General features: G+C 63.1%; 25 protein-coding genes. 11 read left to right on the top strand and 14 right to left on the bottom strand.

Features of this window, described 5'->3' with window-relative positions:
* Positions 1 to 5 precede the first annotated feature (5 nt).
* From mlaD to BM279_RS12840, 3 genes are read right to left on the bottom strand one after another with little or no spacing between them, the layout of a single operon-like run.
* Positions 6 to 479, bottom strand: a complete 474-nt coding sequence (gene mlaD / locus BM279_RS12830; RefSeq protein WP_093504203.1) for an outer membrane lipid asymmetry maintenance protein MlaD — start codon at positions 477 to 479, stop codon at positions 6 to 8.
* Positions 479 to 1,276, bottom strand: coding sequence for a lipid asymmetry maintenance ABC transporter permease subunit MlaE (mlaE, locus tag BM279_RS12835; protein WP_013792752.1), 798 nt, complete (start codon positions 1,274 to 1,276; stop codon positions 479 to 481). The genes mlaD and mlaE overlap by 1 nt, the downstream gene beginning before the upstream one ends.
* A complete protein-coding gene (locus BM279_RS12840) occupies positions 1,276 to 2,085 on the bottom strand; it encodes an ATP-binding cassette domain-containing protein (protein ID WP_093504204.1) in 810 nt (269 codons plus the stop codon). Before BM279_RS12840 ends, mlaE begins: the two co-directional genes overlap by 1 nt.
* A gap of 240 nt (positions 2,086 to 2,325) precedes the next feature.
* Between BM279_RS12840 and BM279_RS12845 the strand changes: the two genes are divergently transcribed.
* The 10 genes from BM279_RS12845 to BM279_RS12890 all read left to right on the top strand — a co-directional run bounded on the left by BM279_RS12845 (position 2,326) and on the right by BM279_RS12890 (position 9,371).
* Positions 2,326 to 3,300 carry a KpsF/GutQ family sugar-phosphate isomerase gene (locus BM279_RS12845; RefSeq protein ID WP_093504205.1) on the top strand — a complete coding sequence of 325 codons (975 nt, stop codon included), beginning with the start codon at positions 2,326 to 2,328 and terminating at the stop codon, positions 3,298 to 3,300.
* On the top strand, positions 3,300 to 3,821 hold the full coding sequence (locus tag BM279_RS12850) for a KdsC family phosphatase (RefSeq protein ID WP_093504206.1): 522 nt from the start codon (positions 3,300 to 3,302) through the stop codon (positions 3,819 to 3,821). Before BM279_RS12845 ends, BM279_RS12850 begins: the two co-directional genes overlap by 1 nt.
* 9 nt (positions 3,822 to 3,830) lie before the next feature.
* Positions 3,831 to 4,400 carry an LPS export ABC transporter periplasmic protein LptC gene (lptC, locus tag BM279_RS12855; protein WP_093504207.1) on the top strand — a complete coding sequence of 190 codons (570 nt, stop codon included), beginning with the start codon at positions 3,831 to 3,833 and terminating at the stop codon, positions 4,398 to 4,400.
* Positions 4,387 to 4,935: a lipopolysaccharide transport periplasmic protein LptA gene (lptA, locus tag BM279_RS12860; RefSeq protein WP_093504208.1), complete on the top strand. Its 549-nt coding sequence runs from the start codon at positions 4,387 to 4,389 to the stop codon at positions 4,933 to 4,935. Before lptC ends, lptA begins: the two co-directional genes overlap by 14 nt.
* A 2-nt stretch (positions 4,936 to 4,937) precedes the next feature.
* Positions 4,938 to 5,663 carry an LPS export ABC transporter ATP-binding protein gene (gene lptB / locus BM279_RS12865; RefSeq protein ID WP_093504209.1) on the top strand — a complete coding sequence of 242 codons (726 nt, stop codon included), beginning with the start codon at positions 4,938 to 4,940 and terminating at the stop codon, positions 5,661 to 5,663.
* 163 nt (positions 5,664 to 5,826) lie between these two features.
* On the top strand, positions 5,827 to 7,335 hold the full coding sequence (locus BM279_RS12870) for an RNA polymerase factor sigma-54 (RefSeq protein ID WP_093504210.1): 1,509 nt from the start codon (positions 5,827 to 5,829) through the stop codon (positions 7,333 to 7,335).
* An 88-nt stretch (positions 7,336 to 7,423) separates the two neighbouring features.
* Complete coding sequence (gene hpf / locus BM279_RS12875; RefSeq protein ID WP_013792760.1) at positions 7,424 to 7,732, top strand: ribosome hibernation-promoting factor, HPF/YfiA family; 309 nt, start codon at positions 7,424 to 7,426, stop codon at positions 7,730 to 7,732.
* Positions 7,733 to 7,747: 15 nt separating this feature from the next.
* The gene (gene ptsN, locus BM279_RS12880; RefSeq protein ID WP_093504211.1) at positions 7,748 to 8,212 is read left to right on the top strand and encodes a PTS IIA-like nitrogen regulatory protein PtsN; all 465 of its coding nucleotides are present in this window, start codon (positions 7,748 to 7,750) and stop codon (positions 8,210 to 8,212) included.
* A 16-nt stretch (positions 8,213 to 8,228) separates the two neighbouring features.
* On the top strand, positions 8,229 to 9,086 hold the full coding sequence (rapZ, locus tag BM279_RS12885) for an RNase adapter RapZ (RefSeq protein ID WP_093504212.1): 858 nt from the start codon (positions 8,229 to 8,231) through the stop codon (positions 9,084 to 9,086).
* Between the two features lie 12 nt (positions 9,087 to 9,098).
* Complete coding sequence (locus tag BM279_RS12890; RefSeq protein ID WP_093504213.1) at positions 9,099 to 9,371, top strand: HPr family phosphocarrier protein; 273 nt, start codon at positions 9,099 to 9,101, stop codon at positions 9,369 to 9,371.
* A 25-nt stretch (positions 9,372 to 9,396) separates the two neighbouring features.
* Here BM279_RS12890 and BM279_RS23685 read toward each other — a convergent pair whose 3' ends face one another.
* The 6 genes from BM279_RS23685 to pmbA form a co-directional block, all read right to left on the bottom strand.
* Positions 9,397 to 9,531, bottom strand: coding sequence for a hypothetical protein (locus tag BM279_RS23685; protein WP_013792764.1), 135 nt, complete (start codon positions 9,529 to 9,531; stop codon positions 9,397 to 9,399).
* 22 nt (positions 9,532 to 9,553) lie between these two features.
* Positions 9,554 to 10,165 carry a superoxide dismutase gene (locus BM279_RS12895; RefSeq protein ID WP_093504214.1) on the bottom strand — a complete coding sequence of 204 codons (612 nt, stop codon included), beginning with the start codon at positions 10,163 to 10,165 and terminating at the stop codon, positions 9,554 to 9,556.
* A gap of 12 nt (positions 10,166 to 10,177) precedes the next feature.
* The gene (locus BM279_RS12900; protein WP_093504215.1) at positions 10,178 to 10,627 is read right to left on the bottom strand and encodes a hypothetical protein; all 450 of its coding nucleotides are present in this window, start codon (positions 10,625 to 10,627) and stop codon (positions 10,178 to 10,180) included.
* A 33-nt stretch (positions 10,628 to 10,660) separates the two neighbouring features.
* Positions 10,661 to 12,049, bottom strand: coding sequence for a class II fumarate hydratase FumC (gene fumC / locus BM279_RS12905; protein WP_093504216.1), 1,389 nt, complete (start codon positions 12,047 to 12,049; stop codon positions 10,661 to 10,663).
* Positions 12,042 to 12,437 carry a FagA protein gene (locus BM279_RS23595; protein ID WP_244154158.1) on the bottom strand — a complete coding sequence of 132 codons (396 nt, stop codon included), beginning with the start codon at positions 12,435 to 12,437 and terminating at the stop codon, positions 12,042 to 12,044. Before BM279_RS23595 ends, fumC begins: the two co-directional genes overlap by 8 nt.
* A gap of 215 nt (positions 12,438 to 12,652) precedes the next feature.
* Positions 12,653 to 13,999: a metalloprotease PmbA gene (gene pmbA, locus BM279_RS12915; RefSeq protein WP_093504217.1), complete on the bottom strand. Its 1,347-nt coding sequence runs from the start codon at positions 13,997 to 13,999 to the stop codon at positions 12,653 to 12,655.
* Between the two features lie 102 nt (positions 14,000 to 14,101).
* On the opposite strand from pmbA, the gene yjgA reads away from it, so the two are divergent.
* The gene (yjgA, locus tag BM279_RS12920) at positions 14,102 to 14,620 is read left to right on the top strand and encodes a ribosome biogenesis factor YjgA (RefSeq protein WP_093504218.1); all 519 of its coding nucleotides are present in this window, start codon (positions 14,102 to 14,104) and stop codon (positions 14,618 to 14,620) included.
* 35 nt (positions 14,621 to 14,655) lie between these two features.
* On the opposite strand, the gene tldD is transcribed toward yjgA, so the two are convergent.
* The 5 genes from tldD to BM279_RS12945 form a co-directional block, all read right to left on the bottom strand.
* On the bottom strand, positions 14,656 to 16,098 hold the full coding sequence (gene tldD, locus BM279_RS12925) for a metalloprotease TldD (RefSeq protein WP_093504219.1): 1,443 nt from the start codon (positions 16,096 to 16,098) through the stop codon (positions 14,656 to 14,658).
* Complete coding sequence (locus BM279_RS12930; protein ID WP_093504220.1) at positions 16,095 to 16,949, bottom strand: carbon-nitrogen hydrolase family protein; 855 nt, start codon at positions 16,947 to 16,949, stop codon at positions 16,095 to 16,097. The genes tldD and BM279_RS12930 overlap by 4 nt, the downstream gene beginning before the upstream one ends.
* A 13-nt stretch (positions 16,950 to 16,962) precedes the next feature.
* Positions 16,963 to 20,790: a YhdP family protein gene (locus tag BM279_RS12935; protein ID WP_093504221.1), complete on the bottom strand. Its 3,828-nt coding sequence runs from the start codon at positions 20,788 to 20,790 to the stop codon at positions 16,963 to 16,965.
* Positions 20,791 to 20,821: 31 nt separating this feature from the next.
* Entirely contained in the window at positions 20,822 to 22,279 is a 1,458-nt protein-coding gene (gene rng / locus BM279_RS12940) for a ribonuclease G (RefSeq protein WP_093504222.1), read from the bottom strand.
* Between the two features lie 83 nt (positions 22,280 to 22,362).
* On the bottom strand, positions 22,363 to 22,959 hold the full coding sequence (locus tag BM279_RS12945) for a Maf family protein (protein ID WP_093504223.1): 597 nt from the start codon (positions 22,957 to 22,959) through the stop codon (positions 22,363 to 22,365).
* Between the last annotated feature and the right edge of the window lie 7 nt (positions 22,960 to 22,966).

Consider the following 22,966-nt stretch of genomic DNA (forward strand, 5'->3'; position numbering starts at 1 on the left):
GTACCTCATTGGCTTTGCTGATCCTTGTTGACCGAATTGAGCAGGAACTTGCCAATCAGGTCTTCAAGCACCAGGGAAGACTGGGTGTCGTGGATGGTTCCGCCATCGGCCAGCAACTGTTCATCGCCACCGACGCTGATCCCCACATACTTCTCGCCAAGCAGACCAGCGGTCAGGATCGACGCGGTGGAGTCCACCGGAAGATTGTCTACAGCGTGGTCGAGTTCCATCGTTACGCGTCCGGTGTAGCTGTCGCGATCCAGGTCGATGGCCGTGACGCGACCGATATTGACGCCCGCCATGGTCACCTTGGCGCGCACGGTCAGGCCGGCAATGTTGTCGAAATAAGCGTACACCTTGTAGGTATCGACGCTGCTACCCGGCGCCAGACCACTGACTCGCAAAGCCAGCAGCAACAGGGCCAGCAAGCCGGCGAGCAGGAACATGCCGACACCGATTTCCATCGTGCGGTTTTGCATCAGAAATCTCCAAACATCAAAGCGGTCAGAATGAAGTCCAGGCCCAGTACGGCCAGCGAGGCATACACCACGGTGCGAGTGGTCGCACGGCTGATGCCTTCGGAAGTGGCTTCGCAGTCGTAACCCTGGAACACGGCGATCCAGGTCACCACGAAGGCGAAGACGATGCTCTTGATCACACCGTTGAGCACGTCTTCGCGGAAAGAAACACTGTTTTGCATGTTGGCCCAGAACGAGCCTTCGTAAACGCCCAGCCAGTCCACGGCGACCATCGCGCCGCCCCAGATGCCGACCACGCTGAAAATCATCGCCAGCAGCGGCATGGAAATGAAGCCGGCCCACAAGCGTGGCGCGACGATGTGCTTGAGCGGGTCGACACCGATCATCGCCAGACTGGACAACTGCTCGGTGGACTTCATGTTGCCGATCTCGGCAGTAAGCGCCGAGCCGGCACGCCCGGCGAACAGCAGCGCGGTCACCACCGGCCCCAGCTCACGCAACAGAGTCAGAGCAACCATCTGTCCCACCGCCTGTTCGGAGCCGTACTTGGCCAAAATGCTGAAGCCCTGCAGCGACAGCACCATGCCGATAAATACACCCGAGACGATAATGATCGCCAGCGACAGCACGCCCACCGAATACAGCTGCTTGATCAACAGCTGCAGGCCGTTGCCCGAGGTACCCCGGCCAAACAGCGCGCGCAGCAGAAAGATAGTCGAACGCCCCAGCGCGGCGACCACATCGATACCCGCCCGTCCGAACAGGCGCACGCGTTCGAGTGAAGATGTCCTGCGCATCAGCGCCCTCCCAGTAGATCGTCGTGGTAATTCGGCGCTTGGAAATGGAAGGGAACCGGGCCATCCGGCGTTCCCTGCATGAATTGACGCACTCGCGGATTATCCGAGTCACGCAGCTCGGCCGGCGTCCCCTGGCCCAGCACCTGGCTGTCGCCTACCACATAGATGTAGTCGGCGATGCTGGCCGTCTCGGCCAAGTCATGGGAAACCACGATGCTGGTGATGCCCAGCGCATCGTTGAGCAGGCGGATCAAGCGCACCAGCACGCCCATAGCGATCGGGTCCTGACCGACGAACGGCTCGTCATACATGAGAATCTGCGGATCCAGGGCGATTGCCCGCGCCAGCGCCACGCGACGCTTCATGCCACCGGAGAGTTCATCAGGCATCAGCTCGATGGCGCCACGCAAGCCAACGGCCTGCAGCTTCATCAGAACAATGTCACGAATCATTTCTTCAGGCAGCTGGGTGTGCACACGCAGCGGAAACGCCACGTTCTCGAATACGTCGAGGTCTGTGAACAGCGCGCCGCTCTGGAACAGCACGCCCATCTGCTTGCGCATGTCGAACAGCTCGCTGCGCGACAGGTCGGGCAGGTTCAGGCCATTGACCCGAATCTCGCCGGCGCTGGGACGCAGCTCAGCGGCGATGAGGCGCAGCAGCGTGGTCTTGCCACAGCCGGACGGCCCCATGATCCCGGTGACCTTACCCCGCGGGATACAGATATCGACGTTCTTGAAGATGTGTCGCTCGCCGCGCTGAAAACTTACGTTCTTAAGCTCGACCGCGTACTGATTTTCCGCGCTCATCGGAACTCCATTGCGTACTGCCTTCCTAATCAGACGCCCGGGATCGGGACAAGGGCACTCCGTTCGCCCTCTCAAACGGCTGCGGACTATAGCACTTGCCCATTTGGCCACCAAAGCTCGGCAGCCCTAGCGTTCAACGTTGTGACAGCCTTGCCATTTATGAGCCACTGCATGGGTGATGAGTCACCAAGGCTTTCCCGCTATAATCTTGGACTTTTATCAGAACAGTCCAAGCCGAGCATGAACCAGACCTCCGACCTGATTGATTCCGCACAGCGCACCATTCGCCTCGAGATTGAGGCAATTCAGGAGCTGCTGCCTCGCATCAACGCCAATTTCGTCAAGGCCTGCGAGCTGATTCTAGCCAGCAGGGGCCGCGTGGTCGTAGTGGGTATGGGCAAGTCCGGGCATATCGGCAACAAGATCGCTGCAACCCTGGCGAGCACAGGCACCACCGCCTTTTTCGTGCATCCGGCCGAGGCCAGCCACGGCGACATGGGCATGATCACCCGTGACGACGTGGTGCTGGCGCTCTCCAATTCGGGCTCCACCGCAGAAATCGTCACCCTGCTGCCGCTGATCAAGCGCCTAGGCATCACCCTGATCAGCATGACTGGCAACCCCGAGTCGCCGCTGTCCAAGGCCGCCGAAGTCAACCTCGATACCCGCGTCGCCAAGGAAGCCTGCCCGCTTAACCTGGCGCCAACTTCCTCGACCACTGCCGCCTTGGTACTGGGCGACGCCCTGGCCATCGCCCTACTCGAAGCCCGCGGTTTCACCGCCGAAGACTTCGCCTTCTCGCACCCGGGTGGTGCCCTGGGCCGCCGCCTGTTGCTCAAGGTCGAGAACGTCATGCATGCCGGCGACAGCCTGCCTCAGGTCAAGCGCGGCACCAGCCTGCGCGATGCACTGCTGGAAATGACCCAGAAGGGCCTGGGCATGACCGCCGTACTGGAAGGCGATGGCCGCCTGGCCGGCATCTTCACCGACGGCGATCTGCGCCGAGCCCTGGATAAAGGTATCGACGTACGCGATGCGCGCATCGACGACGTCATGACCCCCCACGGCAAGACCGCCCGCGCCGACATGCTTGCCGCCGAGGCCCTGAAGATCATGGAAGACAACAAGATCAGCGCGCTGGTGGTGATCGACGCCAAGGGCTTTCCGATCGGCGCCTTCAACCTGGGCGACCTGCTGCGCGCGGGGGTCATGTGATGAGCGATCTACTGAAACGCACTCAGGCGATCAAACTTGCGGTCTTCGATGTCGACGGTGTGCTGACCGACGGCAAACTGTACTTTCTCGTCGATGGCAGCGAATTCAAGACATTCAATACGCTCGATGGCCAGGGCATCAAGATGCTCATCAACTCCGGCGTGCGCACCGCCATCATCACCGGCCGCAAGACCCCGGTAGTGGAACGCCGCGCCCAGAACCTCGGCATCCAGCACCTGTATCAGGGTCGCGAGGACAAGCTCGACGTGCTCGACGAGCTGCTCGCCGAACTGGGCCTGAGCTACGAGCAGGTCGCCTACTTGGGCGATGATCTGCCGGACCTGCCAGTGATTCGCCGCGTCGGCCTGGGTATGGCTGTGGCCAACGCCAACGAATTCGTTCGTGAGCATGCCCACGGCGTAACAAGCGCACGAGGCGGTGAAGGCGCTGCCCGTGAATTCTGTGAACTGATCATGCGCGGACAGGGCACGCTCGACGCCGCCCAGTCTGCCTACCTCTAGGGCCTGACAATGCTGCGCAAACTCCTCACTCCCGTTCTGCTGACCTTCGGCGCCCTGCTGGTGGTCGCGGCCGGCTATTGGAACATCAACCCGGACAGCTTTTCCGGTACACCGCAACACACCGGGCCAGAAAACCCGATCGACTTTTATGCGCTCAATGCGCGCAGCATTCAGTACCTGCCTGACGGTCGGGTGCAGAACGACATGACCAGCGAAAAGCTCGAGCACGTGCAGAGCACCGACACCACCCTGCTGACCGAGCCGCGCATGAACCTGTTTCGCGGCACCGACCTGCCTTGGAAGGTGCGCAGCGCCCGTGGCGAAGTCGGCCCTGACGGCAACGAAGTCGAGCTGATCGAACAGGTACGCGTCGAGCGCACGGACGAAAAGGGCCGCCCCACTATACTCACCACCAGCCGCCTGACCGTATTCCCACAGAAGGAATATGCGCAGACCCAGCAAGCCGTTAGAATCGACGCGGCCAATGGGGTGACCACGGCACAAGGAATGAAAGCGTACTTGAATGACGGCAGGATGATCCTGCAGTCCAACGTAAGAGGCCAGCATGAGGTTCGTTAAAACCCTCCCCCTACTTCTCAGCCTCGGCGCCACGCTTGGAAGCGTAAGCGCCTGGGCTCTGCCGAGTGACCGCGATCAGCCGATCCGCGTGCAGGCCGACAGCGCTGAACTGGACGACAAACAAGGCGTCGCGGTGTACCGCGGCGACGTGGTCATCACCCAGGGCACCATGAAGATCACCGGCGATACGGTGACCATCACCCAGAATGCCCAGGGCGATGTCGACGTGTTCACCTCGGTGGGCAAACCGGCCTATTACGAGCAGAAGCCGGCGGTCGACAAGCAGATCGTTAAGGCATACGGCCTGACCATCCAGTACTTCGCGGCCAATGAGCGCATCGTGCTGATCGACCAGGCCAAGGTCGTACAGGAAGGCAACACCTTTGAAGGCGAGAAGATCGTCTATGACACGCGCCGTCAGATCGTCAACGCTGGTCGCGCCACCGGCACCAACGTGTCGAGCCCGCGCCCACGCATCGACATGGTGATTCAGCCGCAGAAAAAGGCAGCCCCGGCTGCCGAGCAGGGCCAATAACCATGGCAACTTTGAAAGCCCAGCACCTGGCCAAGAGCTACAAGGGTCGCCAGGTTGTGCGCGACGTCAGTCTGAGCATCGACAGCGGCCAGATCGTCGGTCTGCTCGGTCCTAACGGCGCCGGCAAGACCACCTGCTTCTACATGATCGTCGGCCTGGTTCAGGCCGATCAGGGCCGCGTACTGATCGACGATCTGGACGTCAGCCATCAGCCGATGCACGGCCGCGCGCGCGCAGGGATCGGCTACCTGCCCCAGGAAGCCTCGATCTTTCGCAAACTCAGCGTCGCCGACAACATCATGGCGATCCTGGAAACCCGCAAGGACCTGAACCGCGAGCAGCGGTTGCAGGAGCTCGAAGGCCTGCTGCAGGAATTCCACATCACCCACATTCGCGACAACCTGGGCATGAGCCTCTCCGGCGGTGAACGTCGCCGGGTGGAAATCGCTCGCGCCCTGGCCACCTCGCCAAAATTCATCCTGCTGGACGAACCCTTCGCTGGCGTAGATCCGATTTCCGTCGGTGACATCAAGCAGATCATTCACCACCTCAAGGCCAAAGGCATTGGCGTGCTGATCACCGATCACAACGTGCGCGAAACCCTGGACATTTGCGAAACCGCCTACATCGTCAATGATGGTCAACTGATCGCCGAAGGCGATTCAGAGGCGATTCTCGCCAACCAGGTGGTCAAGGAAGTCTATCTGGGCCACGAATTCCGCCTCTAGCGGACAGCTCCTCATGATCCTTTGCAAAGGCCCGTTACCCTGGCGGCAACGAAATGGTAACAGGGCCTAGGCAAAGCGCTCGGACTCAGGCATATAATTTGCTTCCTAGTGGCGCTTCGTCGCCCTGTCGTGGATTACGTACAGACGCCGGATAAGGTCTGCAATGAAACCATCGCTAGTCCTGAAAATGGGCCAGCAGCTGACGATGACACCGCAGCTGCAACAAGCCATTCGCCTGCTCCAACTGTCGACCCTGGACCTGCAACAGGAAATCCAGGAGGCGCTGGAATCCAACCCGATGCTGGAGCGTCAGGAAGAAGGCGAAGACTTCGACAATTCCGACCCGATGGCCGATGGCGCCGAAAGCGCCACCGCGACTGCTGCTCAGGAAGAAACCTTTCAGGAGCCGAGCTTCCAGGAAGCCCCACAAACCGTCGACAACCTGGAAGACGGCGAATGGGGCGAGCGCATTCCCAACGAGCTGCCGGTCGACACGGCGTGGGAAGACATCTATCAGACCAGCGCCAGCAGTCTGCCTAGCAACGACGATGATGAATGGGACTTCACTACCCGTACGTCCTCAGGTGAGAGCCTGCAGAGCCACATGCTCTGGCAACTCAACCTCGCGCCCATGTCCGACAAGGACCGCCTGATCGCCGTCACGATCATCGACTGCATCAACGACCAAGGCTACCTGGAAGAAACTCTCGAGGAAATCGTCGACTCCTTCGATCCGGAGCTGGACGTCGAGCTGGATGAAGTCGAAGCCGTGCTGCGCCGCATCCAGCAGTTCGAGCCCTCGGGAATCGGTGCGCGGGATCTGCGCGAATGCCTGCTCCTGCAACTGCGCCAGCTGCCTGCCTCCACGCTCTGGCTCAAGGAAGCACAGCGCCTGACCAGTGATTACCTGGATCTGCTCGGCAACCGTGACTACAGCCAGCTGATGCGCCGCATGAAGCTCAAGGAAGATGAGCTGCGCCCGGTCATTGAGCTGATCCAAAGCCTCAACCCCCGCCCAGGCTCGCAGATCGAATCCAGCGAGCCGGAATACGTGGTGCCGGACGTGATCGTGCGCAAGCACAACGACCGCTGGCTGGTCGAGCTCAATCAGGAAGCCATGCCACGCCTGCGCGTCAACGCCCAGTACGCCGGCTTCGTGAAGCGCGCCGACTCCAGTGCCGACAACACCTTCATGCGCAATCAGTTGCAGGAAGCACGTTGGTTCATCAAGAGTCTGCAGAGCCGCAACGAAACCCTAATGAAGGTCGCCACGCAGATCGTCGAACACCAGCGCGGTTTCCTCGACTACGGCGACGAAGCAATGAAGCCTCTCGTGCTGCACGACATCGCCGAGGCGGTGGGCATGCACGAGTCGACCATCTCCCGCGTCACCACCCAGAAATACATGCATACCCCGCGTGGCATTTACGAGCTGAAATACTTCTTCTCCAGCCACGTCAGCACCTCCGAAGGCGGCGAATGTTCGTCGACCGCGATCCGCGCGATCATCAAAAAACTGGTCGCAGCGGAAAATGCGAAAAAGCCATTGAGCGACAGCAAGATCGCTGGTTTACTGGAAGCACAGGGCATTCAAGTGGCGCGCCGCACAGTCGCCAAGTACCGTGAATCGCTCGGTATAGCGCCTTCGAGCGAACGCAAGCGACTGATGTAAGGGAGCCCTTGTAGCGAAAGCGACGCCCCAGTGTTCCTGCGGTGGGTTCGATACCCGCCACTCACACACGGCAACAAGGAGAAGCGGTATGCAAGTCAACATCAGTGGACACCAGCTGGATGTGACAGACGCACTACGCAGCTACATCGAAGAGAAGCTCGAGCGCCTCGAGCGGCACTTCGACAAGATCACCAATGTGCAGGTCATCCTGGAGGTCGAGAAACTCAAGCAGAAAGTCGAAGCCACCTTGCACATCGCAGGAGGCGAAGTGGTGGCCAATGCCGAGCACGACGACATGTACGCAGCCATCGATCTACTCACCGACAAACTCGATCGCCAACTTATCAAGCACAAGGAAAAACAGCTCGATCGCCAGCAGGGCGCAATGGCCCGCTGAGTTCGTCCTTCTCCTATGATCCGACTTGAAACCATCCTGACCCCCGGCCGTTCCCTGGTGAACGTGCCGGGCGGCAGCAAGAAGCGTGTCCTCGAACAGATAGCCAGCGTGATCGCGCGTGACCTGCCCGATCTCGACGGCCAGATCATCTATGAAAGCCTGATTGCCCGCGAGAAGCTTGGCTCCACCGGCTTCGGCAATGGCATCGCCATTCCCCACTGCCGCCTGCCCGGTTGCAGTACGCCGATTAGCGCGCTGCTCAAGCTGAGCACTGCCGTCGACTTCGATGCCATCGACGGCGCCCCTGTCGACCTGCTCTTCGTGCTGCTGGTACCCGAAGCGGCCACCGACGAGCACCTCGAGCTGCTGCGCCAGATCGCCAGCATGTTCGACCGCGAGGATGTCCGCGAACGGCTTCGCCAGGCTCAAGACAGCGAATCCCTATACCAGACCGTCGTCGACGTCCAGAACGGCCAATAGCCTGCGAGGGTGAGCCATGCGCCTGATCATCGTCAGTGGTCGCTCCGGTTCGGGCAAGAGCACGGCGCTCGACGTGCTCGAAGACAACGGTTTCTATTGCATCGACAACCTGCCGGCCGGCCTGCTACCCGAGCTGGCAGAACGCGCACTGCCCCATTCCGAACTTCTGCATCCGCAAGTGGCCGTGTCCATCGATGCGCGCAACCTGCCCAGCCAGCTCAGGCGCTTCTCCGAACTGCTCGACGAGGTCCGCTCACGCAATATCCAGTGCGACGTGCTGTACCTCGACGCCAGCGAAGAAACCCTGCTCAAGCGTTTCTCAGAGACGCGTCGCCGGCACCCGCTGACCAATGACCAGCGCTCGCTGGCCGAGGCCATGGTGGCCGAGGTCAAGCTGCTCAGCCCGATCATCGACCGGGCCGACCTGAAGATCGACACCACGCACCTGAATCTCTACCAGCTCCGCGATACGCTCAAGCTGCGCCTGCTCAACCAGTCGGAGCCTGGCACCGCGTATCTGATCGAGTCGTTCGGCTTCAAGCGCGGTATGCCGGTGGATGCCGATCTGGTGTTCGACGTGCGCTGCCTGCCAAACCCCTACTGGAAACCCGAGCTGCGTGACTTCACCGGCCTGGAGCAGCCCGTGGAGGAATACTTGTCGGCCCAGGCGGACGTCGAGGAGATGTACCAGGACATCTACACCTACCTGCACAAATGGCTACCGCGCTTCGCCGCCAGCAATCGCTCCTACGTGACGGTAGGTATCGGCTGCACGGGTGGCCATCACCGCTCCGTCTATCTGGCCAATCGCCTGGGCCAGGCCCTCAAGCCGCTGCTGAAGAACGTTCAGATTCGCCACCGCGACCTCAGTTAAGGAATTGCCGCGATGCCCGCCCGTGAAATCACCATCATCAACAAGCTCGGCCTGCACGCCCGGGCAGCTGCCAAGTTCGTCGGCGTCGCGGGGCGCTTTCCGTGCCAGATCAAGATTGGTCGTAGCGCCGAATCGATGGTCGACGGCAAAAGCATCATGGCGGTGATGATGCTGGCCGCTGGCAAGGGCACCAATGTGCACCTGCTGACCGACGGTGAACGGGAAGACGAAGCGATGCAGGCGCTGGTCGATCTGATCAACAATTACTTCGACGAAGGCGAGTAACCACCACGCCCCTCGACGTGGGCGCTCAGAAGAACCAGGCCGTGGCGCCGTCGAGGATCTTGACGGCGATGATCAGCCCGCCCGCAAACACCAGCATGAAGCCCAGCGCATAACGCAGCGAGCGGCGGTTGGCCACGATCAGCTCATGCAATGGGCTCATGGAATACTCTCCAAGCGCTGGATCAAGCCAGCGCGGCCTGATAGCGACGGGTGACCTCCGCCCAGTTCACCACGTTATAGAACGCGCTGATGTATTCCGGGCGACGGTTCTGATAACGCAAGTAATAGGCGTGCTCCCACACATCCAGACCGAGGATCGGCGTATTACCGTTCATCAGCGGGCTGTCCTGGTTGCCGGTGCTCTCGACCACCAGCTTCTTCTCTGGCGTTACGCTGAGCCACGCCCAGCCGCTGCCGAAGCGGGTCAGTGCCGCCTTGGTGAAGGCTTCCTTGAAGGCCTCGAAGCCGCCCAACTGGCTGTCGATGGCGGCTTTCAGATCGCCCTGGGGCTCACCGCCGCCGCTGGTGCTCATCACCGTCCAGAACAGCGAATGGTTGGCGTGCCCGCCACCGTTATTGATCACGGCACCACGCTTGTCTTCCGGCACCTCCTTGAGACGGGTCAGCAGCTCTTCGACAGGCAGCTCGCCGAGCGGGTTGCCTTCCAGCGCGGCATTGAGGTTGTTGACATAAGTCTGGTGATGCTTGCTGTGGTGGATTTCCATGGTTTGCGCATCGATATGCGGCTCCAGAGCTTCGTAGGCATAGGGCAAAGCAGGCAGGCTGTACGGCATCATTTCACTCCTCTAATGGTACTGACGACTGACAGGCGCCGAGCGCACTGCCATTGGCACATCGCCGGACGCCTGGGCACCCAGCAATCGCTCCGTACGGGGGTAGGCTCCGTGCTCGGCGACAAAGTTCAACACCCCCGAGTAGCTGCGCCGACTGTGATGCAGGGCCGCCTGACACAGCGCAGGCGACAGCTGTCCGCTCGCCATGCAGTGCAGCAGGTGCTCGTGGCAGGCACATAGATGCTCGGCCGCGCTCTCGGGATGGCCGATGGTCAATTGCAGGTCGGCAAGGTTGTGCTGCGAGACGACGAACGCCGCCACCGCCGCATCGGCATCACGCCAGCGTTCGAACAGCACCTGAGCGAGGGCGAGCGCCTGCAGGTACTGCTCACGCGCCTCGACCCAGGAGCCTTCGGCGAAGTAGCGGTTACCGGTCTCGATGAGTCGTTTCCACTGCTCCATGATCTGCCCTCTCCCGGCTGACAAACGCAGCGCTTAAAGACCGCCTTGGGTGAGCCGCTCGGGGTTGAGCAACTGCTCCAGCTCGGCGCGACCGAGTTCGGTCATTTCTTCGGCCACATCGATGATCGGCCGACCTTCGCGGTAGGCCTTCTTGGCGATTTCCGCGGCTTTCTGGTAACCAATCAGCGGATTGAGCGCGGTGACCAGAATCGGATTGCGCCCTAGCGCTTCCTTGAGCTTGGGTTCGTTGACCTTGAAGCTGGCGATGGCGCGATCGGCCAGCAGACGGCTGACATTGGCCAGCAGCTCGATGCTGCCGAGCAGGTTATGGGCGATGACCGGCAGCATGACGTTCAACTCGAAGTTGCCGGACTGCCCGGCCACGGCGATGGCAGCGTCGTTGCCGATTACCTGCGCGGCGACCATGGCGGTGGCTTCGGGGATCACCGGATTGACCTTGCCGGGCATGATCGACGAGCCGGGCTGCAGGGCTTCCAGCTCGATCTCGCTGAGGCCGGCCAGGGGCCCCGAGTTCATCCAGCGCAGGTCGTTGGCGATCTTCATCAGCGAAACGGCAGTGGTCTTCAGCTGACCGGAGAGCGCGACCGCGGTGTCCTGGGAGCCGATCAGGGCAAAGAAATTGGTGCCCGGCGTGAACTGCCGGCCAGTCAGGGCATTGAGCTCCTGACAGAACAGCTCGGCGAAACGGGGATGGGCGTTGATGCCGGTGCCCACGGCGGTGCCGCCCTGGGCCAACGCTTGCAGCGCCGGCAGCAACCCAGTGAGCAACTGGATGTTGGCCTGAATCTGCTGGGCCCAGCCATCGAGCACCTGGCTCATGCGCACGGGCATGGCATCCATCAGGTGAGTACGGCCGGTCTTCACGTAGGGCTGCACTGCCAAGGACTTGTTGCACAGCACTTCGAGCAGATGCCCTAGCGCGGGCAGCAGCTTCTCGCTGACCTCGATGGCGGCACTGACATGGATGGTGGTGGGAATGATGTCGTTGCTGCTCTGGCCGCAGTTGACGTGATCGTTGGGGTTAATCGGCTCGCCCAGAATGCGCGTGGCCAGGGTGGCGATCACCTCGTTGGCGTTCATGTTGGAACTGGTGCCGGAACCGGTCTGAAACACATCCACCGGGAAATGCTGCATGAAGTCTTCAGCCAGTAATTGCTGGCAGGCGGCGACGATGGCATCGCCCTGAGCCGGCAGGATCTGCTCCAGGTCGACGTTGGCGCGAGCGGCGGCCGCTTTGGCCAGCACCAGGGCACGGATGAACGCCTCGGGCATGGCCTGCCCCGAAACGGGGAAGTTATTGACCGCACGCTGGGTCTGGGCGCCATACAGCGCTGCGGCGGGCACAGCCAGCTCACCCATGCTGTCGCGCTCGATACGGGTGTCGCTGTGGAAATTATTCATAGGGGTTTCCTTCTGCCAGTTCGGAGATCGAAAGCGAGGGCTGCATGCGCAAGGTGGACAGGCGATTGCGCGCGCTAATCAGGCTGCGCTGCTGCTCGCGGTCGACCGCCAGATGCTGCAGGGCGTAGAGCGAGCGATAGGCGTGATCCAGACAGACACTGCGCCAGTGCCAGGGCAGTGCCGTGTCGCAGGCGGTGTCCATGAGCAAGGTCAGAGTGGTCAGCGACATCCGCCAGGGGCACAGACGCCCGTGTTCGACCAGCTGGCGGCCCTGCGCCCAGTGCAGTTCCAGCAGTCGCGGCTCGTCTGGCAGCAGCGCGCAGCGGATCCTGAATCCCAGCCAGTGCCAGCAATCCAGACAAGGCGTAGTGCTCGAACGAAATCTCATGGCGAACCCTCAAAAGATAATGATATTAATTCCTATATAGGAAAAATAATCAATCCTTTATGGCAAATGCAAACGCAGGTGCCGATTCGCAGAGGTGGGATGTCGTAAGCGGACTTGCCCGGTAAAAAGCACAGAGAAAGAAACGGTAGGAAGGAAAGCCGTCGCCTTGCACGACGGCTTGCAATAAGGAAGGGCGCCGAGATCGCCCTTCTGGTTCAGCTGCCGGCGACGGTCATCTTCTCGATCAGCACCGAGCCCGTGCGGATATTGCTGCGCAGTTCTAGGTCGCTGCCCACGGCGACGATCTGCCGGAACATGTCGCGCATGTTGCCGGCGATGGTCACCTCCTGCACGGCGAACTGGATCTCGCCATTCTCGACCCAGTAACCGCCTGCGCCGCGGGAATAGTCACCGGTCACCATGTTCAGGCCATGGCCCATCAGCTCAGTAACCAGCAGGCCGCGGCCCATGCGCTTGATCAGCGCCTGCTGATCTTCCTCGCCATGGCTGACGAACAGGTTGTGCACACCACCGGCGTTGGCGGTACTCGGCATGCCCAGCTTGCGCCCGGAATAGGTGCTCAGGATGTAGGACACCAACCGGCCGCCCTCGACGAACGGCTTGGCGTAGGTAGCAAGGCCGTCGCCATCGAAAGAGGCGCTGCCCATGGCGCGCGGAATGTGCGGGCGCTCATCGAGGCTCAGCCAGGACGGGAACAGTTGCTCGCCCAGGGTGCCTTCCAGGAACGACGATTTGCGGTACAGGGCGCCGCCTGAAATGGCGCCCAGAAAGCTGCCGAAAAGGCCGGTGGCCAGCTCTGCCGAGAACAGCACCGGCACCTCGCAGGTCGGCACCGGGCGCGCGCCCAGGCGGCTGACCGCACGCTGGGCGGCACGCCGGCCGATGCTGGCGGCGTCGGCGAGCAGGTTGCCCTGGCGGTTCACGTCATACCAGTAGTCGCGCTGCATCTGCCCTTCGCTCTCGGCGATCATCACGCAACTCAGGCTGTGGCGGGTGCTGGCGTAACCGCCGATGAAACCGTGGCTGTTGCCATACACGCGGCAGCCCTGGTGAGTGCCCAGGCTGGTGCCATCGGCATTACGAATGCGCGCATCGGTATCGAAGGCCGCCGCTTCACAGGTCAGCGCACGCTCGACGGCCTGCTCGGGGGTGATGTCCCAGGCGTGATAGAGGTCCAGATCCGGCAGATCGCGAGCCATCAGCGCCGCGTCGGCGAGGCCGGCACTCTCATCTTCGGAGGCGTGCTTGGCAATCGCCAGAGCAGCCGCCACGGTTTCGCGAATGGCCGCTTCGCCGGTGGCCGACGTACTGGCCGAGCCCTTGCGCTGGCCCACGTACAGGGTGATACCGAAACCCTGGTCGCGATTGAACTCGACGGTTTCCACCTCGCGCTGCCGCACCGTGGTGGACAGCCCCTGCTCTACCGATACGGCGACCTCGCAGGCGGTGGCGCCCTGCTTCTTGGCCTCGGCGATGATCTGTTCGACCTGCGCCTGCAAACCAGGCAACGCGGCAGGTCCGACTACTTCCACTTCACTCATAACGACTCCTGAACGATAGCCACAGCGGCAACGACGCGGGTCGCGCATGCGGCAAGAAACTTGCTGCTATCATGGCGGCGTTTCCCATTGGATCACCGCCCCATGTCTGATTACTCCGATGACTTCTCCGGCGAGAAGAGCAAATCCCAGGTCAAGCGCGAGCTGCATGCGCTCCAGGAACTAGGCCAGCGCCTGGCCGGCCTCAAGCCCGACCTGCAGCGCAAGCTACCGCTGACCGACGCCCTGCGCCGCGCCCTGGAAGAAGCACCGAAGCACACCGCCAATTCGGCCAAGAAGCGCCATGTCCAGTTCATCGGCAAGCTGATGCGCGAACAGGACATCGACGCCATCGTCGCGCTGCTCGACCAGGTCGATGCCTCCACGCGCCAGTACAACGAACGCTTCCACAATCTCGAGCGCTGGCGTGACCGGCTGATCGAGGGCAACGACGAGCTACTGGAAAAATTCATCAGCGAGTACCCCGACGCCGACCGCCAGCACCTGCGCGGCCTGATTCGCCATGCCCAGCACGAAGCGGCGCAGAACAAGGCACCGGCCGCCTCACGCAAGATCTTCAAGTACATACGCGAGCTCGACGACACCCAGCGCGGCTTGCGCTGAGCGCCCCGCGCGGATGACGCCGTCGCCCGCGCGCATCACGCGCCAGTACCGCCGACCGTGATCGCATCGATCTTCAGGGTCGGCTGACCGACGCCGACCGGCACCGACTGGCCATCCTTGCCGCAGGTGCCGACGCCGCTGTCCAGCGCCAGGTCGTTGCCGACCATCGATACCCGGCTCATCGCCTCCGGACCGTTGCCGATCAGGGTCGCACCCTTGACCGGTGCGGTGATCTTGCCGTCCTCGATCAGGTAAGCCTCGCTGGTGGAGAACACGAACTTGCCGCTGGTGATGTCGACCTGACCGCCGCCGAGGTTGGCGCAATAGATGCCCTTCTTTACCGAGCGGATGATTTCCTCGGGGTCGCTCTCGCCGGCCAGCATGTAGGTGTTGGTCATGCGCGGCATCGGCAGGTGCGAGTAGGACTCGCGGCGGCCGTTGCCGGTGCGCGCCACGCCCATCAGGCGGGCGTTGAGCTTGTCCTGCATGTAGCCCTTGAGCACGCCGTTCTCGATCAGCGTGGTGCATTGGGTCGGCGTGCCCTCGTCGTCCATGCTCAACGAACCACGGCGCTCGGCCAGGGTGCCGTCATCGACGATGGTGCACAGTTTGGATGCCACCTGCTGGCCGATCTTGCCGCTGTAGTTGGAACTGCCCTTGCGGTTGAAATCACCTTCCAGGCCGTGGCCGACCGCCTCATGCAGCAGCACGCCGGACCAGCCGGCGCCCATCACCACCGGCAGGGTGCCGGCTGGTGCAGCGATCGCCTCGAGATTGACCAGTGCCTGGCGCAGCGCCTCGCGGGCATAGCCCATGGCGCGATCTTCGTTGAGGAAATAGCGGTAGTCGGTACGCCCGCCGCCACCGTGGCCGCCGCGCTCGCGACGGCCGTTCTGCTCGACGATCACGCTGACGTTGAAACGCACCAGAGGGCGGATATCGGCGCCCAGGCTGCCGTCGGTAGCCGCGACCAGCACGCGATCCCAGACGCCGGCCAGGCTCACCGTCACCTGTTTGATGCGCGGATCCAGAGCACGGGTGGCGAGGTCGATGCGCTTGAGCAGCTCGACCTTCTGGGCGCGGTCGATCACGTCCAGCGGGTTGTCGGCGGCGTACAGCGGCATCACTTCGGTAGCCTTGAAGGCCTGCACGCGGCCCTGCTGACCGGCGCGGGCAATCGAGCGCGCGGCGCGAGCCGCCTGGCTCAGCGCTTCGGGGGTGATGGCATTGCTGTAGGCGAAACCGGTCTTCTCACCGGACTGGGCACGCACGCCCACGCCCTGGTCGAGGTTGAAACTGCCCTCCTTGACGATGCCGTCTTCCAGCACCCAGGTTTCCGAGACCTGGGTCTGGAAGTACAGGTCGGCGGCGTCGATGCCAGGGCCGGCCAGCTCGCCGAGCACGCCCGGCAGGTGCTCCAGGGTCAAGCCGCCGGGGCTCAGCAGTTGCTCGCTGACGGTCGATAACAGGTCGCTCATAAGGTCTCCACATCAGGCTGCCGCGGCTCGGCCGCAGCGAAAAAACGTTTGTGTCGCAGCACCGGCATGCGCTCGCGAATCGCCACCTGCTCGCCGGCATCCCGCTCGGCCAGCAGCATCGCTTCACCCTCGGCGTACTCTGCCAGCTTACGCCCCCAGGGGTCGACGATCAGGCTGTGGCCGTGGGTTTCCCGGCCGCCAGGGTGAATGCCGCCCTGGGCCGCCGCCAGCAGGTAGCACTGGGTTTCGATGGCGCGGGCGCGAATCAGCACCTCCCAGTGCGCCGCCCCGGTAACCCGAGTGAAGGCCGAGGGCGCGGTGATCAATTCGGCGCCAGCCTCACGCAGGGCGCCATAGAGTTCAGGAAAGCGCAGGTCATAGCAGACGGTCAAACCCAGACGCCCGACGGGCGTGTCGGCCACCACTATCTGCCCGCCATGGGCATAGTCGTCCGACTCGCGATAACGGCCGCGGCTGTCGCTGACATCCACGTCGAACAGGTGCAGTTTGTCGTAACGGGCGACGAACTCGCCGTGCTCATCGACCAGTAGCGAGCAGGCCCGCGGCTTGCCGTCGGGCTCATCTCGCGGTGGCAGCGGCAGGGTCCCGGCGACTATCCACAAACCAAGCTCGCGGGCGGCGCTGCGCAGCCAGGGCAGCACCGGGCCTTCGCCGCTGGCCTCCTGGCGGCCAAGAGCTGCGGCGTCGCGGCGGCCCAGAGCGGAAAAATTTTCCGGCAGCACGGCTAGTCGCGCGCCACCCGCCGCGGCCTGCTCCAGCAGGCGCCGGGCCTGCAGGAGGTTGGCGGCGATATCGTCCTGGCTGACCATCTGGATCACGGCGAATGACATCATGACCTCCGGCTCAGTTGGGCTTCTCGAACGGCTTGTCGAACTTCAGTTCCGGGTCGTGCAGCGTGCCCTTGACGTCGTACTGCACGCTGGCGAAGCGCGCCACGCGATCACCCAACAACTTGTCGGCGATGAACAGCGCACCGCCAATGGCCGGTGCGCCGACGATCAAGGCGGCAATCGGCAGGTTGTTGGTCACCGGCAGGGTGACCAGCAGCTTGGCGTCGATGCCCTCGTTAACCATGTTAAGGGTGCCGTTGAGCTCCAGGTTGCTCGACGGGCCGGTCATGGTGATCGGCTCCTGGGTGACGAACACGCCGTCGGTAGCCAGCAGGTTGCCTTTCACCCGGTCGTAGCTCAGGCCCTTGTCGAGCAGGTCGGAAAAATCCAGGCGCAGACGCCGGCCGATGGAATTGAAGTTGAGCAGGCCGAATACCCGCAGCGCCGATGCTGAGCCCTGCACCTCGACGAACTGGCCCTTGCGCAGCGCTGCGTCGAGGCTGCCGGAGTAGCGTTTGAGGCTGAACCAGGCTGGCGAGCCCGGCCAGTGGCCGTCGGCGTCCAGGCGGAAGCTTTCGCTGGTCGCCGACGGCGCGTAGCCCCAGGCCTTGAGCACTTCGGAGAGCTTTTCGCCCTGCAGGCGGCCCTTGTACCAGCTGCGCGTCTGCCCCGGCACCCCCTGCCAGCCGATGGCGCCGCCCATATGCAAGCCCTTGAGGTTGATGTCCAGATCGCTGAACTGCACGCCCTGGCCGTCCGGCCGTGCCTTGAGCGACCAGGTGCCCATGTCGTCGTCGCCCTGAAACACATGGGCGACGCGCAGGTTCAGCGCCGGAATCTTGCGCGGGTCGAAATCGGCCAGCGGGTCAGGCGCCTCAGGCTCCGGTTCGTCCTCGGTTTTCGGCTTGGCGGCCGGCAGGCGCACATATTCCATATCGGCGACGATAGGCTTGTCGGCGGCCTCGAACAGGTCGATGCGGCCCTTGGCCAGGGTGCTGTCCAGCTTCAGCGACCAGCCGCCATTGAGCGGACGGAGGCCCACATCCAGATCATCGAGCTTCTGCCCAAGGCCTTCGAAGTGGCCGATACGCAGCTGCGCATCGCTGAACAACTGCTGCGTCTGCTGACGTGACGCCTGTTGATAAGGCTCGATCGCCTTCTGCCATTCGGCCAGGTTGACCCGCTCGACGCGCCCACGCACCCGCACGCCGCGACTGCTCGGCAGGATCGCCGGGCCATCGCCAATGCGCAGCTCACCGCGACTCTGGTCAAACTTGCCTGTAGGTGCAGCCAGGGTGAAGCTGGCCACATTGGCGTAGTCGAGCCCATAGCGCTGCTCGGCACCGCCGAAACTCATGCGCCACTGAGCCGCGCGCTGCTCGTTGGCAGCCTTGCCGAAGGGCGCCGGCAAGCCAATGCTCAGGCCCTTGAGGTCGGAGTCGACGCTCAGCTGGCTTTGCGCGCCCTCCAGGCTCAGGTTCAGGCGATATGGCAGGCTCCCTTCTGCCGGCAGCTTCTGCTTGACGCCCAACCACTGCGTCAGGCTCGCCAGAGTTACCACGCCATTGGCCTCGATCTGGCTACGTGGCTGACCGGGTTTGCCATCGGCCACCGCCTTGCCACGGATGGCATGTCCCAGCGCTCGGGCAGTGATCGTCGGCGCGCTCAGCCCCTTGCCCGTGTCGTAACGGAAATCTCCGGTCACGTCGCTCAATTGCAGATCGGGCTTGCTGATGGCGAGCGAGGCCTTGTTGGCGCTGAAGTCGACGATCACATTGGCCGGCTCGCCTTTCTGCAGTGGGATATCCAGATTCAGAGCGCCATTGAGGGCGCCCTCGCCCTTCCAGCCAGCGAAAGTGTCGGCGACGCCAAGCGGGGTTTCCTGAAGGATCTTCAGACCATCGCCGACGCTGCTCTGCAGCTTGCCCTTGAGCTTCAGGTGCGGAGTCTGGCCACTGTCGACATGGGGGATATCGGCAAATGCCTCGCGCACGCGGCTGTCGAGAATCTTGCCTTCGGAAACGCGCACGCGCACGCCGCTGTCTTCGATCAGCACCTGGCCGCGGGCATCACGCAGCGCCGGCCAGCCGGGCTGGAAGGCCAGCTCGGCGTCCTGCACGTCGAAGAACAGGCTGATACTACGCACTGCCGGATCCGGGTTGCGGTTGATCGAACCCTGATACTGAAAGTAGCCCTCGTTGACCTTGCCGCTGCGGATGGCGGTCTTCAGCCATTCGTCGAGGGCCGGGCTGAGCACCGGGGTCGGCAGGTACTTTTCGGTGAAACGCGCATCGCCGTCACGCATGCCGACGCGCAGGTCCATATAGTCCTCGCGCTCTGGGTCCTTGAGCATGCGGATCAGAAAATCGCCGGCCACCTTGCCCTCTTCACCCACCACTTGCAGATAAGGCGCACGCAGGGTGAAGCCTTCGTCGTCGAGGGTCCAGGTCAGCCGACCCTTGGCCTGCTGATAGACCCAGGCCTTCGGGAACAGGGTGGTCAGGTGCAGGGAGAAATCTTCGCTGTCGACCTTCAGTTCGCCGCCGCCCAGGTCTCCGGTGATGCTGCCACTGCCGTTCTCCACGGCAGGCGAGGCATGCCAGGCGGAAAAGCCGACGCGCTCTAGGTTGGCGGAGAACTGCAAACGTTTCGGCCCCTCAGCATCCGGCTGGAAGCTGGCGTTGAGGTTACGCAGGCCGCCGTGGGGCTTGAGGGTCTGCAGCAGATCCAGCGCCGTGTCCGGCAGCGGCGCCAGGCTCTCGACTAGCGGCACAAGCGGGCCGACATCGAGGCGGTCGGCGCTCAGTTTCCAACGCTGCGACTGGTCGTCCTTGGCCGCCTGATGGCCCAGGGCGATTCGCGCTTCGCCCCAGCGGTTGTCACCACGGCTGAAGGCGAAATCATCGAGCAACAGGTCGAAGTCATCACCCTTGCGCTCGAAGTAGGCATTCAGGGCCAGATCCTTGAGGGCGACGGACTTGCGCTCGCCATAATGCCCCTTGATGGCTGGCGCATGCAGGCGAGTAACGGCACGCTGCAACTGACGCTGGTCCCACACGCCCCACAGCTCACCGCCCAGTTGCAGATTGTCGAGGTGCCAATCGCGGGTCAGCCTCTGCGGCAGCCAGGCGGCCCAGTCGCTCTGTGGCGCACTCAGGTACAGCTCGGCACGGGCGTCCTGCCAGTGCTCGGCCTGGATGCGCGTGCGCAGCTGCAGGGCCAGGGGTTGGCCATCCGGCAGGTGCAGGCGTGCGTTCAGGCGCTGACGGCTGCTGCCGTTATCGACGCTGAGGTTGATGTCGGTGAGTTGCAGCGGCGCCTGCCCGAGCGCCTGGACGCTAACCTGGCTGCCGAGCAGGGAAAGATGGCCGAGCACCTGGGACTGGCGCAGCGCCTTGGCGATATCCAGCGGCGGCTGATTCTGCCGTTGCGGCAGGCCGTCCACGTGCCAGGCGCCTTGCTTGTCTTCACGCAGGGTCAGGCTGAGGCCATCGAGCTGTAGATCGGCGAGGCGCGGTTGCCAGGTCATGAGGCTGCCAAGCAAGTCGGGCACCACCTTCACCTGGTCGAGAGCCAGTGCCTGCTCGCCTTCGCCAATGCGCAGATCGCGCACGGTCAGCAGCGGCGCGAAACCGCTCCAGTGCCCTTCCAGTGCGCCGATGCTGACCGGCATGCCCAGGGCCTCACTGGCGCGGGTTTGCGCCTCTTCGCGGTATTCGGCCACCAGGGGCACCAACTGGCGACCGAGGCTCACGTAAAAGGCGGCCAGCACCAGGCCCAGCGCACACAGCCCCAGGCCCCAGCGCAGCAACGTGGCGAATGCCTGCCCCAGACGCGCCATTCAGTTCACTTCCCGGCCCGGCCGGGCAACGTTACAGCAGCACCACATCATATTGTTCCTGGGAGTACATGGTTTCGACCTGGAACTTGATGGTTCGTCCTATGAATGCTTCAAGGTCGGCGACGTTGCCCGATTCCTCGTCGAGCAGGCGGTCGACCACCTTCTGGTTGGCCAGCACGCGGTAGCCCTCGGGCTGGTAGGCACGGGCCTCGCGGAGGATCTCACGGAAGATTTCGTAGCAGGTGGTTTCCGCGGTTTTCAGCTTGCCGCGCCCCTGGCAGTGGCTGCAAGGCTCGCACAGCACCTGTTCGAGGCTTTCACGAGTGCGCTTGCGGGTCATCTGCACCAGGCCCAGCTCGGTGATGCCGATGATGTTGGTCTTGGCGTGATCGCGCTCCAGCTGCTTTTCCAGGGTGCGCAGCACCTGGCGCTGGTGCTCCTCGTCTTCCATGTCGATGAAGTCGATGATGATGATGCCGCCGAGGTTGCGCAGGCGCAGCTGGCGGGCGATCGCGGTGGCCGCCTCGAGGTTGGTCTTGAAGATGGTCTCTTCGAGCGTGCGATGGCCGACGAAGGCGCCGGTATTCACGTCGATGGTGGTCATCGCCTCGGCGGGGTCGATGATCAGATAGCCGCCGGACTTGAGCGGCACCTTGCGCTCCAGGGCCTTCTGGATCTCGTCCTCGATGCCGTGCAGGTCGAAGATCGGCCGCTCGCCCGGATAATGCTCCAGACGGTCGGCTATTTCCGGCATCAGTTCGGCGACGAAAGCGGTGGCCTTGCCAAAGGTTTCCCGGGAGTCGACGCGGATCTTCTCGGAGCGCGGGCTGACCAGATCGCGCAGGGTGCGCAGGGCCAGGCTCAGGTCCTCATAGATCACCGAGGGCGTCGGCGCACTTTTCATCTGCTCGGCGATCTGCGTCCACAGGCGGCGCAGGTAGCGGATGTCGACGAGAATCTCCTCGGCCCGCGCGCCATCGGCCGCCGTACGCAGGATGAACCCGCCGGCTTCGGCGATGCCTTCAGCGGCCACGCAATCGGTGACCACCTGTTTGAGGCGTTCGCGCTCGGCTTCGTCTTCGATCTTCAGGGAGATGCCGACATGACTGGTGCGCGGCATGTACACCAGATAACGCGACGGGATCGACAACTGGGTGGTCAGGCGCGCGCCCTTGCTGCCAATCGGGTCCTTGGTGACCTGGACGGTGAGGCTCTGGCCTTCGTGCACCAGGGCGCTGATGCTCTCCACGGCGCTGCCTTCGCGGCTGGAAATTTCCGAAGCATGGATGAACGCCGCACGCTCCAGGCCGATGTCGACGAACGCCGCCTGCATGCCGGGCAGCACGCGCACCACTTTGCCTTTATAGATGTTGCCGACGATGCCACGGCGCTGGGTGCGCTCGACGTGCACTTCCTGCAGGACACCGTTTTCCACCACCGCCACGCGCGACTCCATCGGCGTGATATTGATCAGAATCTCTTCACTCATGCGCCCATCTCTTGGCTGAGATGAAGCTGAAAGCAGCGGCGGGCTCATCGCGCCCGAACCATCGCAGCCTGCAACCTCTTAGGTTATGCGCTGGCAGTCGTTTGCCAACACGGAATCGCGAATTGCGCGAGCAGTTCGGCAGTCTCGCACAACGGCAGGCCAACCACCGCTGAATAACTGCCCTGCATCTGGCTGACGAACACTGCAGCCAGCCCCTGAATACCATAACTGCCAGCCTTGTCGCGCGGCTCGCCAGTGGCCCAATAGGCTTCAATCTGTTTCCGGTCGAGAGGCTTGAAGCACACCGTGCTGGTCACCACGCGCGCTTCGGCGCGGCTATCACTGACCAGCGCGACGGCGGTCAGCACCTGATGCTCGCGGCCGGACAGCGCCCCCAGCGTGACCAGCGCATCCTCGCGGTCGACGGGCTTGCCGAGAATCCGGCCATCGAGCACCACGGCGGTGTCGGAGCCGAGCACCACGGCGTCGCGGCGATCAGCCAGAGTCGCGAGAGCAGCCTGAGCCTTGGCCCGTGCCAGGCGCTCGACGTAGGCCGCAGGCGCCTCGCCGGGCTGCGCGGTTTCATCGATGGGCACCACGTGGGTGGTGAAGGGGACGCCGATCTGCGCGAGCAGCTCGCGACGGCGCGGCGAAGCGGAGGCCAGGTAGAGCGTGGTCATGCACAGG

Origin of the sequence: Phytopseudomonas straminea, assembly GCF_900112645.1 — a bacterium.
GTDB classification, from domain to species: Bacteria; Pseudomonadota; Gammaproteobacteria; order Pseudomonadales; family Pseudomonadaceae; genus Aquipseudomonas; species Aquipseudomonas straminea.